This window comes from Bacillus sp. GW823-FHT06A11, from assembly GCF_058795355.1.
Map to the genome: position 1 here is coordinate 1,044,710 of NZ_JBXAHS010000002.1, position 12,123 is coordinate 1,056,832.

Annotated in this window: 12 protein-coding genes; 10 read left to right on the forward strand and 2 right to left on the reverse strand. The window is 36.5% G+C overall.

The window, feature by feature from the left end:
* Positions 1–141: 141 nt before the first annotated feature.
* The 8 genes from gabP (at position 142) to entD (ending at position 9,120) form a co-directional block, all read left to right on the forward strand.
* Positions 142–1,536, forward strand: coding sequence for a GABA permease (gene gabP, locus AC1Q8L_RS13935; RefSeq protein ID WP_000360115.1), 1,395 nt, complete (start codon positions 142–144; stop codon positions 1,534–1,536).
* A gap of 134 nt (positions 1,537–1,670) precedes the next feature.
* Positions 1,671–2,009 (forward strand): hypothetical protein, encoded by a 339-nt coding sequence (locus AC1Q8L_RS13940; RefSeq protein WP_003271231.1) that lies wholly within the window; start codon positions 1,671–1,673, stop codon positions 2,007–2,009.
* A gap of 318 nt (positions 2,010–2,327) precedes the next feature.
* Positions 2,328–2,870 (forward strand): DUF420 domain-containing protein, encoded by a 543-nt coding sequence (locus tag AC1Q8L_RS13945; RefSeq protein WP_000228315.1) that lies wholly within the window; start codon positions 2,328–2,330, stop codon positions 2,868–2,870.
* Between the two features lie 115 nt (positions 2,871–2,985).
* Positions 2,986–4,149, forward strand: coding sequence for an iron-containing alcohol dehydrogenase (locus tag AC1Q8L_RS13950; RefSeq protein WP_001179068.1), 1,164 nt, complete (start codon positions 2,986–2,988; stop codon positions 4,147–4,149).
* Positions 4,150–4,308: 159 nt separating this feature from the next.
* The gene (locus AC1Q8L_RS13955) at positions 4,309–5,061 is read left to right on the forward strand and encodes a DeoR/GlpR family DNA-binding transcription regulator (RefSeq protein ID WP_000957288.1); all 753 of its coding nucleotides are present in this window, start codon (positions 4,309–4,311) and stop codon (positions 5,059–5,061) included.
* Positions 5,058–5,969 (forward strand): 1-phosphofructokinase, encoded by a 912-nt coding sequence (gene pfkB / locus AC1Q8L_RS13960; RefSeq protein ID WP_000640853.1) that lies wholly within the window; start codon positions 5,058–5,060, stop codon positions 5,967–5,969. The genes AC1Q8L_RS13955 and pfkB overlap by 4 nt, the downstream gene beginning before the upstream one ends.
* A gap of 13 nt (positions 5,970–5,982) precedes the next feature.
* The gene (locus AC1Q8L_RS13965) at positions 5,983–7,839 is read left to right on the forward strand and encodes a PTS fructose transporter subunit IIABC (protein ID WP_016512432.1); all 1,857 of its coding nucleotides are present in this window, start codon (positions 5,983–5,985) and stop codon (positions 7,837–7,839) included.
* 348 nt (positions 7,840–8,187) lie between these two features.
* Entirely contained in the window at positions 8,188–9,120 is a 933-nt protein-coding gene (gene entD, locus AC1Q8L_RS13970) for a cell wall-binding protein EntD (protein WP_000735453.1), read from the forward strand.
* 62 nt (positions 9,121–9,182) lie between these two features.
* Here entD and AC1Q8L_RS13975 read toward each other — a convergent pair whose 3' ends face one another.
* Entirely contained in the window at positions 9,183–9,428 is a 246-nt protein-coding gene (locus AC1Q8L_RS13975; protein ID WP_000814431.1) for a hypothetical protein, read from the reverse strand.
* Positions 9,429–9,608: 180 nt separating this feature from the next.
* Here AC1Q8L_RS13975 and miaA point away from each other — a divergent pair, with 180 nt between their 5' ends.
* Together miaA and hfq are read left to right on the forward strand one after the other, a co-directional pair.
* Positions 9,609–10,562 (forward strand): tRNA (adenosine(37)-N6)-dimethylallyltransferase MiaA, encoded by a 954-nt coding sequence (gene miaA / locus AC1Q8L_RS13980; RefSeq protein ID WP_000504953.1) that lies wholly within the window; start codon positions 9,609–9,611, stop codon positions 10,560–10,562.
* Positions 10,563–10,583: 21 nt separating this feature from the next.
* Positions 10,584–10,808: an RNA chaperone Hfq gene (gene hfq / locus AC1Q8L_RS13985; RefSeq protein ID WP_000813896.1), complete on the forward strand. Its 225-nt coding sequence runs from the start codon at positions 10,584–10,586 to the stop codon at positions 10,806–10,808.
* A gap of 81 nt (positions 10,809–10,889) precedes the next feature.
* Here the strand turns inward: hfq and AC1Q8L_RS13990 are convergent.
* Positions 10,890–12,123 (reverse strand): Gly-Xaa-Xaa repeat protein (locus AC1Q8L_RS13990; protein WP_492339445.1); only part of this gene is annotated, 1,234 nt, incomplete at its 5' end.

A 12,123-nucleotide genomic window follows, 5' to 3' on the forward strand; every position in this document is an offset into this window, starting at 1 on the left:
ATGAAATAATTTTTGAAGGAGATTGAATTGCAATTGTTAAATTCAGAATATTTTGATATATTTTAACGTATAGAACAAAATCTTTCGCACAGTACTCTTACATAAATTTCAAAATTTAGTTTGGAAGGGGATGTACAAGAGTTGGATAAAAATCTAAAGAAAGATCTCAAAATACGCCACATTACAATGATCTCAATTGGCGGCGTAATAGGGGCTGGTTTGTTTGTTGGAAGTGGTGCCGTTGTACATTCGGCAGGACCTGGTTCTATCGTTTCATATGCATTAGCAGGACTTCTAGTCATTTTCGTCATGAGAATGCTAGGAGAAATGGCAACTGTAAATCCGACAAGTGGTTCATTTGCAACGTATGCAAGAGAAGCAATTGGTCCATGGGCGGGTTATACAATAGGCTGGTTATACTGGTTTTTCTGGGTAATTGTTATTGCAATAGAAGCCACAGCAGGTGCTGGTATTATCCAATATTGGATTCCACAAATACCGCTATGGTTATTAAGTTTAATATTAACAATTTTATTAACGCTGACGAACGTTTTTTCGGTGAAATCATTTGGAGAGTTTGAATATTGGTTTTCTTTTATTAAAGTAATAAGTATTGTTTTGTTCCTTTGTCTAGGTCTTGCTGTTATTTTAGGATTTGTTCCAGGAACAGAAGCACCCGGCACTTCGAATTTAATTGGACAAGGTGGGTTTATGCCAAACGGTATAAGTTCGGTCTTGCTTGGAATTACTGTTGTTATATTTTCATTTATGGGATCAGAGATTGTAGCAGTAGCGGCTGGTGAATCTGCAGAACCTGTAAAAGCAGTAAAAACAGCAACAAACAGTGTGATTTGGCGTATTCTTGTATTTTTTATTGGGTCTATAGCGGTAGTTGTTACGCTACTGCCATGGAATTCAGCTAACATATTAAAAAGTCCATTTGTAGCTGTACTTGAACATATAGGAATACCAGCGGCAGCACAAATTATGAATTTTATCGTTTTAACAGCTGTACTTTCTTGCTTAAATTCAGGCTTATATACAAATTCAAGAATGCTTTTTTCAATGGCAGAAAGAGGAGATGCGCCAAAGTCATTTTTAAAATTGAACAGTAGTGGTGTTCCTGTTCGAGCGGTTTTATTTGGAACGGTCTTCGCTTATATTGGAGTTGTTTTTAGTTACATTTCTCCAGATAAAGTCTTTTTGTTTTTAGTGAATGCATCTGGCGGGATTGCGTTACTAGTTTATCTCGTTATTGCAGTTTCGCATTTAAAGATGCGTAAAAAAATGGGGAAAGTAGAACAAAAAAATTTGAAAGTGAAAATGTGGCTTTTTCCGTATGTAACGTATGTTACAATTGCTGCTATTATAGCAGTTTTAGTTGCGATGTTCGCAATTGATACTTTACGTTCACAAGCACTTTTAACAATGTTTGTTACAGTTCTTATCATACTTTCTTATTTTATTTTTAATAGAAATAAAAATAGCACAGTTTTGAATCCTAAAAGTAAGAATGAGGAATCTGTTCGATTCTAATTTTCTTATTTTCGAAGAGAGTTACACCCAGTCATTGCTATAAAAGAATCATATATAATCATAGAAACAAGTAATTACTATTGTCATAGTGGATATAAACTTTTTTCTTGACTTTTTATACGAAGGCGAGCAAAATGGTAAAAAAGGAAGGGGGGATGATGATGGAAGAGTACGTATTAGAGCTGTATAACCTGTTATATACGACAGAATGGCAAGATATTGTTTCGTTTCTAGGAATAGTATTTTGCATGAAAATTGTAATTGTATATATGGAAGAGCAAGGTATGTTCTATTCCTTCTCATCTCCGTTCGATGTGCAGCGCGAGCCGTTGCTAAACTATGCCAATGTGAATTACGAACAATTTCCTTTTGTAGTTTTCTTTATGATTCGATTTATTACAGCAATTGTAAAGAAGAAGGAAAGTGATGATGAAGAGTGCCACGCAACTTGTAAGGTAGCTAACGTTTTTTAAGCTAAATACAAGGAGGAGATTTATATGTGGTTTCGATTTCTTATGATTGGTTTCTTTTCATTAACAGCAATTTCATTAATGGGATATCAAGTGTCTGAAATTTTTCAAGCATATAGCGATACATTTTTTAACAAAAATTAATCGCGTTGCTATTTGAATAATAAAGCGATAAAATCCTTCTTAAGAAGTTTTATTAAGAAGGATTTTTTTCTTTGTTTTGTCTTGCTGTGTCAAACTATTGTCACATTTACACTGTGAATAATATGTTAAAATAGTGAGGTTACGTATACATACTTGAAGGAAGAGGGAGTGACCATTTTGGTGGATCAATCAACAAATCAGAAAAGCTATGCTCCTATTGTGATAACGCTTTCTGTAATTGTAAATGCGATTATTTTATTTTTGTTCTTTGGACCTGTTGGCTATGAAGGAGAAGTACATTTTGATGTAACGATTTTACCAATGTTAAACGCGATTTTTAATAGCTTTACGTTCGTATTTTTATTAGCAGCGTTATTCTCTATTATTAAAAAGAATGTGAAAATGCATCGTGGTTTCATCCTTGCAGCATTTACGACAACTTTACTATTTTGTGTGTCGTATTTATCGTATCATTACTTAGCACCGGCAACACATTTTGGAGGAGAAGGATTCATTAAATATGTGTATTTCATCATTTTAATTACACATATTATCCTAGCAGCAATTATCGTACCACTTGCATTGTTTGCACTTGTATTTGGTTTTACAAATCAATTAACACGTCACCGTAAAATTGTACGTTGGACAATGCCAATTTGGTTATATGTAAGTTTATCTGGTGTTATTGTGTACTTAATGATCTCACCTTATTATCAATAAAAGTCTCAGCCATTAGGCTGGGGCTTTTTTGTTAAGCAAATCTTTTTGTGAAATGAAAAAAATATGGTATACAAAAGTATAGTTGCTTTTCAAATAGAAGGGATGGTAAAGAAATATGCAAAATTTTGTATTTCGTAATCCAACGAAACTTATTTTCGGTAAAGATCAATTAGAACAGTTAAAAACTGAAATTCCACAGTTTGGTAAGAAGGTTCTTCTCGTATATGGAGGAGGCAGTATTAAAAGAAACGGTATTTATGATAATGTGATTTCTATTTTAAAGGATATTAATGCAGAAGTATTTGAATTGACGGGTGTTGAACCGAATCCTCGTGTATCAACTGTAAAGAAAGGGATTCAAATTTGTAAAGATAATGGAGTCGAATTTATTTTAGCAGTTGGTGGAGGAAGTGTAATCGACTGTACGAAAGCGATTGCTGCTGGTAGTAAATATGATGGAGATGTATGGGATATTGTAACGAAAAAAGCATTTGCTAGTGAGGCATTACCATTTGGTACTGTACTTACTCTTGCTGCGACAGGTTCTGAAATGAATGCAGGCTCGGTAATTACAAATTGGGAAACGAATGAAAAGTATGGATGGGGAAGCCCAGTTACATTCCCGCAGTTTTCAATTTTAGATCCAGTTCATACTGCATCTGTGCCGAGAGATCAAACGATTTATGGTATGGTAGATATTATGTCACATGTATTAGAACAATATTTCCATCATGGAACGAATACAGAACTACAAGATCGTTATTGTGAATCTGTTTTAAAAACAGTAATTGAGACAGCTCCCAAGCTTTTAAGTGATTTAGAAAATTATGAGCATAGGGAAACAATTTTATATTGCGGAACGATGGCGTTAAATGGTATTTTAGCGATGGGAGTAAGAGGTGACTGGGCAACTCATAATATTGAACATGCAGTTTCTGCTGTTCATGATATACCGCATGGAGGCGGCTTAGCAATTCTATTCCCTAACTGGATGAAGCATGTCGTAGATGAAAATGTAAGTCGTTTTAAACAGTTCGCTATTCGTGTATTTGAAATAGAAACAGATGGAAAAACAGATAAAGAAGTGGCGTTAGAAGGAATTGAGGCACTGCGTCAATTTTGGACTTCAATTGAAGCGCCAGCAACATTAGCTGATTACGGTATTGGAGAAAATGAAATTGATATAATGGCTAATAAAGCGATGGCGTATGGTGAATTTGGTAACTTTAAAAAATTAAATAAAGATGATGTTCTAAGTATATATAAAGCTTCTTTATAAGTGAATTTAGAAAAGAAACCTATTTGATTGTTTGATCGAATAGGTTTCTTTTTTTGCTTTTTATAAACGTTTATGAATGTTTGTGATTATTTTTGATTGTTTATGGTTGATTTTTGTGACCGTTTTCATTATACTGTAATCAAAGAAGAGGTGAATAAAATGTTAACTCCTGAACGTCATCAAATGATATTGCAACTTGTAAAAGAACAGAAAGTTGTAAAATTACAGCAATTAGTTGAAAGAACAGAAAGCTCTGAGTCGACAATTCGCCGTGATTTAGCACAATTGGAAAAGCAAAGGTTATTAAAAAGAGTTCATGGTGGTGCCGCTGTTTTAACAGGAAAAGGGCAAGAACCAACGATGGTTGAAAAATCATCCAAAAACATTCAAATAAAACAACAAATTGCTAATTATGCGGCTAGCGTTGTTGAACAAGGTGATTGTATTTATTTAGATGCAGGGAGTACAACATTTGAAATGATTCCATTTTTAATCAATAAAGATGTTACTGTCGTTACGAATGGACTTATGCATATTGAAGCTTTAGTTGAAAATAATATTCGTGCGTATTTACTAGGCGGAATGATGAAGAGTAGGACGAAAGCTTTAATCGGTGCTATGGCACAGGAAAGTATGCAGAAGTATCGCTTTGATAAATGTTTTTTAGGTGCAAATGGTGTACATGAACAGCTTGGCTTTACAACGCCAGATCCAGAAGAAGCGCTCCTAAAACAAATGGCACTAACATTAGCAAACGAAGGATATTTCTTAATTGATGAAAGTAAGTTTTCAGAAGTTGCGTTTGCGAAAATTGCAAATGTTGAAGATGCAAATATTATTACAAACCATTTAGAAATTGATTTAGAAAAATATAAAAAACAAACCAATGTAATTGAGGCTGATAAACAATGATCTATACAGTTACTTTAAACCCATCTATTGATTATGTAGTGCAAGTTCCTTCTTTTGATTTAGGAACAATAAATCGAGCGGAGAAAGATATGAAGTTTCCTGGAGGAAAAGGAATTAATGTTTCTCGTGTTCTTCAGCGTTTAGGTGTTAAAAATATAGCACTTGGATTTACTGGTGGATTTACTGGTCAATTTATTAAAGAGGTATTACATGACGAAGGTGTAACAACAAACTTCGTCCAAGTAGATGAAGATACTCGCATTAATGTGAAAATAAAAGGGAAAGAAGAAACAGAATTAAATGGCCAAGGTCCTATTGTAACAAAAGAGCAGTTCGAACAGTTAATGAAAAAAATTGAGAGTATGCAACCTGGAGATTGTGTTGTACTCGCTGGGAGTGTACCGATCTCTATTCCAAGTACCTTTTACGAATCAATCGCTGCGTTTGGAGCTGAAAAAGGTATTCGTGTAGTAGTAGATGCAAGTGGAAGTGCACTGCAACATGTAATTAAAAATAAGCCATTTTTAATTAAGCCAAACCACCATGAACTTGGTGAGTTGTTTGGAGTGGAGCTTTCAACAGTAGAAGACATTTTACCTTATGGAAGAAAATTAATTGAACAAGGTGTAAAACACGTTATCGTATCAATGGCTGGAGAGGGAGCTTTATTATTTACGGCAGAAGGTATATATGAAGCGACTGTTCCAAAAGGTGTTGTAATTAATTCAGTTGGGGCCGGAGATTCTCTTGTTGCAGGGTTTGTAGGCAAATATGAACAGACAAAAGATATTGAAAAGGCATTTCAATACGGCGTTGCAACAGGGAGTGCAACAGCATTTTCAGCTGATTTATGTAAGAAGGAAAAAGTAGAAGAATTATTGTCGCAAGTAATTGTAGCTAAGCGATAGGGGGAAGCAACATATGAAAATTACAGAACTATTAAAAAGGGATACAGTCATTATGGATTTGACAGCTTCAAATAAAGAAGCTGTCATAGATGAATTAGTTGAGAAATTAAACGGGGCAAATCGTTTAAATAGTAAAACGGAATTTAAAGAAGCTATTTTAAAGCGGGAGTCCCAAAGTACGACTGGAATAGGGGAAGGTATTGCAATACCTCATGCGAAGACAAAGGCTGTTAAACAACCATCGATTTGTTTTGGTAGAAGTGTAAGCGGTATCAATTATGAGTCGCTTGATGGACAACCGGCATACTTATTCTTTATGATTGCTGCAAGTGAAGGAGCGAATAATACTCATTTAGAAACGTTGTCTCGTTTATCGACATTATTAATGGATGAAGGATTTCGCAAGCAACTATTAGAAGCGAAGGATGAAAGTGAGCTTCTTCAACTATTTGATGAAAAAGAGAATGAAAAAGAAGAAGAGATTGAAGTTGCACAACCAGAAGGAAATGAACCGTACGTACTTGCTGTTACAGCTTGCCCAACTGGAATCGCTCACACATATATGGCGGCGGATAGCTTAAAAGCAAAAGCGGCAGAGTTAGGGATAGCGATTAAAGTTGAAACAAACGGATCAACAGGTATTAAAAACGGTTTAACGAAAGAGGATATTGAACGTGCAACAGCTATTATTGTTGCGGCAGATAAACAAGTAGAAATGAATCGTTTTGCTGGTAAACATGTCATTCAAGTGCCAGTTGCTGATGGGATTCGAAAAACGGAAAAATTGCTAAATCGAGCTGTCAAACAAGATGCACCAATCTTTAAAGGTGTAAAAGAGGACGGGAAATCAGAAAGTATTGAGAGAGAAAAAGGATTAGGAATTTATAAGCATTTAATGAGCGGTGTAAGTAATATGCTTCCATTCGTTGTTGGTGGCGGGATTTTAATAGCGCTAGCATTTTCGTTTGGTGGTATAAAGGCGGAAGGTCCTTTAGCTGAATTGTTCATGTCAATTGGTGGAGGAAAAACAGGTGCGTTTTTATTCCTTGTACCAATTTTAGCTGGATTTATTGCAAGCTCTATTGCTGATCGTCCTGGTTTTATGCCTGGTGTTGTAGGTGGGTTTTTAGCGGCGAATGCGAATGCTGGATTTTTAGGTGGATTAATTGCTGGTTTCTTAGCTGGATATGTTGTTTTAGGGTTGAAAAGATTATTTTCAGGACTACCAGTACAATTAGAAGGAATTAAACCTGTATTGTTATATCCAGTCTTTGGATTATTGATTACAGGAGTTGTAATGCAAAAAGTAGTAATTCCGCCTGTAGTAGCATTAAATGAAATGTTGACAGGGTGGTTAAATGGTTTAAATGGTACGAATGCTATATTACTAGGTCTTATTTTAGGTGGTATGATGGCGATTGATATGGGTGGTCCAATTAATAAAGCGGCATTTACGTTTGGTATTGCTGCAATAGAAGCACAAAATTTTGGAGTGCACTCAGCAGTTATGGCTGGTGGTATGGTACCGCCACTTGCGATTGCATTCGCAACTACATTCTTTAAATCAAAGTTTACAGAAGCGGAACGTAAATCTGGTTTAACAAATTATATTATGGGAGCATCGTTCATTACAGAAGGTGCGATTCCGTTTGCAGCTGCAGATCCGGTTCGAGTAATCGTAAGTTGTGTTGTTGGTTCAAGTATTGCAGGTGCGTTATCTATGTTATTCCAAATTACATTACCGGCACCGCATGGTGGATTATTTGTAATAGCGTTAGTAAATAAACCGTTACTATATATTTTCTCTATATTAATTGGAACGATTGTCTCGGCTATTATGCTAGGTGTTTGGAAAAAGAAAGTTCAATAACAAATAAAAAGAGAGTAGCTTTTAGTAGCTGCTCTCTTTTTATTACAAAAAATAAGTTAACAATGGAATATTGATGTTTTTTGGTAAAAGATGTAACGAATTGTGAATTTTTTGTAACAAAAAAGTAACACTGTAATTTTTTCTGGAAAAAAGTTCTTGTGCTCGTATATGAAAAATATATGAAAACCACTGGAGATTGTATGAGAAATATATTTTATTAATATGGAAATTTATGTTACAACTCGTTAATTGTATATTACGAATGCTTTGTAATTGTGTGATTTCTAAAAATTCTAAAAATCTGTTGCTATAATGAAAATACGAAAACAAAGCAAATGGAGGCTATTCATGAAAAAATTATTAAGTATAGCAACAGCAGCAGTTTTTGGTCTTGGGATTTTTGCGGGTTCTGCTAAAGCGGAAACAATTGTAACAACAGACGTATTAAATGTTAGAGAAAACCCAAATGTAGAGTCAAAGCTTGTAGGTAAAGTGTTAAGTGGGAATACACTAGATGTTATAAATACAGAGAATGGATGGACAAAAATTAAGTTAAACGGTAAGGAAGCGTTTGTAAGTGCTGATTTTACAAAGAGCACATATTATGTAACGGCGGGCGTATTAAATGTTCGTGCTGGAGCGAATACTGATTCTGAAATTTTAGGTAAACTTAATAAAAATGATGTGATTGAAACGACGAATCAAGTTCAAAATGAATGGTTACAATTCGACTACAATGGAAAAGTCGGATATGTTCACGTGCCATTTTTAACAGGAACGGCACCTGTAATTGAAAAGAAAGAGGTTGTAGTTCAAGAAGAAGCGCCGGTTAAAAATAATACAGCAGTTAAGAATAAAGAGTATGTTAAGAGTAACGATTCTATTAAGAATGTAGAATCAAGTAAACCTGTGGTAAAAGAAAAGCCGGCTGCAAAACCAGTTGCGAAATCTACTGAAACAAGTGCGCCTACTGGTGATCGTGAAATTACAGTAGAAGCGACGGCATATACAGCAGATCCGAGTGAGAATGGTTCGTATGGTGGTCGTGTATTAACTGCAATGGGGCATGATTTAACAGCAAATCCAAATATGAAAGTAATTGCTGTTGATCCGAAAGTAATTCCGCTTGGATCAAAAGTATGGGTAGAAGGATATGGAGAAGCGATTGCTGGAGACACTGGTGGTGCGATTAAAGGAAATCGTATTGATGTATTAGTCGGTTCAGATGGTAGTGCTAATAGCTGGGGGCGCAAATCTGTAAAAGTGAAAGTTATACAATAGGTTATCGATATTAATATAAAAAGCGGTTGCTTGAAATTATGTAAGCAGCCGCTTTTTATGGATTATTGAAAGGGATAAATAGTTTTACCTGTAATAATTTTATATGCACTGCAAAATTGTGTTTGTATATATTCTGTATTTTTATTTTCTGGATGTGATGTTGTTTCATGGAGAGTAGAATGAAAAGCCCGTAGTAAACAATTTAGGGCGAAGTATAATTCCTCTTGTGAACAATTTTGTTCTTTTGTAGAAGTAGCTAAAATGAGGTCTTTTGTCAAAGATGAAAAATTGATGGTGGATTGTTTCATAGTTAACTCATCCTCTCGAAACTATTTTTATCATGTATATGCAGAATTGGACAAACTATGTTCTTTTTTATATGTAATTTCATGTACCGAAATGAAAGAACTTGCAATCATGCCGTTAAAATTGGTAAGATTGGGTATAATCAATAGATGGAGTATATTACATAAAGAGAGTTGAATGCTATGGGAGAAGTGCAACGTGAAAAAGTTGCTGTCATCATTGGACCAACAGCTGTTGGAAAGACGAAGTTAAGTATCGATCTTGCCAAAGCGTTGAACGGTGAAATTATTAGTGGTGATTCCATGCAAATCTATCGAACGATGGATATTGGAACTGCAAAGGTAACACAAGCAGAGATGGACGGAATTCCACATTATATGGTCGATATAAAAAATCCGGAAGATTCATTTTCTGTCGCGGAATTTCAAGAACGTGTTCGCAAACATATTCGAGAAATTACAGAACGTGGTAAATTACCAATTATAGTTGGTGGGACCGGTCTTTATATACAATCTGTTTTATTCGATTATCAGTTTACAGATGATGCTGGTGATGTGATATACCGAGAGCAAATGGAAAAGTTAGCTTTAGAACGCGGTGTGGAATATGTACATAAAAAATTGCAAGAAGTAGATCCGGAAAGTGCGGAGCGTATTCATGCAAATAATGTACGACGTGTCATTCGGGCGTTAGAAATTTTCCACACGACGGGTGAAAAAATGAGTGACCAAATTGAAAAACAAGAAAAAGAGTTACTCTATGATGTTTCATTAATTGGCTTGACAATGGATCGAGAAATGCTATACGATCGCATTAACTTACGAGTGGATTTGATGATGGAACAAGGCCTATTAGAGGAAGTGGAAGGTCTGTATAATAGAGGGATACGAGATTGTCAATCTATTCAAGCGATTGGATATAAAGAAATCTATGATTATTTTGAGAATCGAGCCCCTTTAGAAGATGCGGTATCACAATTAAAGACGAATTCGCGTCGTTATGCAAAGCGTCAATTAACGTGGTTCCGTAATAAAATGGATGTCACGTGGTTTGATGTTACAGACGGTGAAAAAACGTCAGAAATTTTACGATACATAGAAGGAAAGTTACAAGTAAAGTCGAATAATAGTAAGTAGAGAAAAAGAGGAGGATTCGACATGAAGCAATCAATCAATATTCAAGATCAGTTTTTAAATCAACTCCGTAAAGAAAATACGTTTGTTACGCTGTACTTATTAAATGGTTTCCAGCTTCGTGGACTAATTAAAGGATTTGATAATTTTACAGTCCTGCTGGAAACAGAAGGTAAGCAACAGCTTATTTATAAACATGCAATTTCTACATTTGTACCACAAAAAAATGTTTCAATTGAATTAGAATAGTAATGAATTATTGTACATAACAAAAAAAGAGCGAGTTTCCTCGCTCTTTTTTTATTTGTCATAAACAATCTATGATGAAATTTAAGCGATTCTAAATACAGTAAGGCGGATGTTAGTATTTCCTGTCGCAGGGATCGTAATCTCATTAAGAGTAGATTGAACAGAAATTCTTGCACCAGCTGCTAATGTTTCGATTGTAGTAAATGAAAGTGAGTCGCCTATTAAATTTGAAGAGAAATTATCAGTTGCGACTGCTCCATTAATTGAAATTCCTACTCCGAGTGGAGCGCATCCTGGCGCAGTTGTAGAAATGGATACGCTAATTACATAAATACCACCGTTAATAACAGTAACTGTATCTGTGCCGTTGAAGATAATATTGTTTACGTTAATTGCAGTACTAAAAATAAAGTTATTAAATTGCAGTACTGTTTGCTGAATATTGTTTGTTACAACAATTGTTGCTATAGGGAAGCTAGGTCCAGTTGGCCCAGTAGGTCCGGTAGGTCCACCAGAAGGTCCAGTAGGTCCAGTAACTCCTATACCAGTAGCGCCGGTAGCACCCGTTGGTCCTTGAATGCCTTGAGGTCCAGTAGCACCTGTGTTACCTTGAACACCCTGAGGTCCAGTAGCGCCGGTAGCACCTGTGTTACCTTGAACGCCTTGAGGTCCAGTAGCACCTGTGTTACCTTGAACACCTTGAGGTCCAGTAGCCCCAGTAGCACCTGTGTTACCTTGAACACCCTGAGGTCCAGTAGCACCGGTAGTACCTGTGTTACCTTGAACACCTTGAGGTCCAGTAGCGCCGGTAGCACCAGCAGGTCCTTGAGCACCTTGAGGTCCAGTAGCACCTGTGTTACCTTGAGGTCCCTGAGGTCCAGTAGGTCCAGGAGGCCCGCCAGAAGGTCCGGTAGGTCCGGTAACTCCTATACCAGTAGCGCCAGTGGCACCGGTAGCACCTGTGTTACCTTGAACACCTTGAGGTCCAGTAGCACCAGTAGCGCCAGTGGCACCGGTAGCACCTGTGTTACCTTGAACACCTTGAGGTCCAGTAGCACCAGTAGCGCCGGTAGCACCAGTAGCACCTGTGTTACCTTGAGCACCTTGAGGTCCAGTAGCGCCGGTAGCACCAGTAGCACCTGTGTTACCTTGAGCACCTTGAGGTCCAGTAGCGCCGGTAGCCCCAGTAGCACCTGTGTTACCTTGAACGCCTTGAGGTCCAGTAGCGCCAGTGGCACCAGTAGCACCTGTGTTACCTTGAGCACCTTGAGGTCCAGTAGCGCCGGTAGCACCAGTAGCACCTGTGTTACCTTGA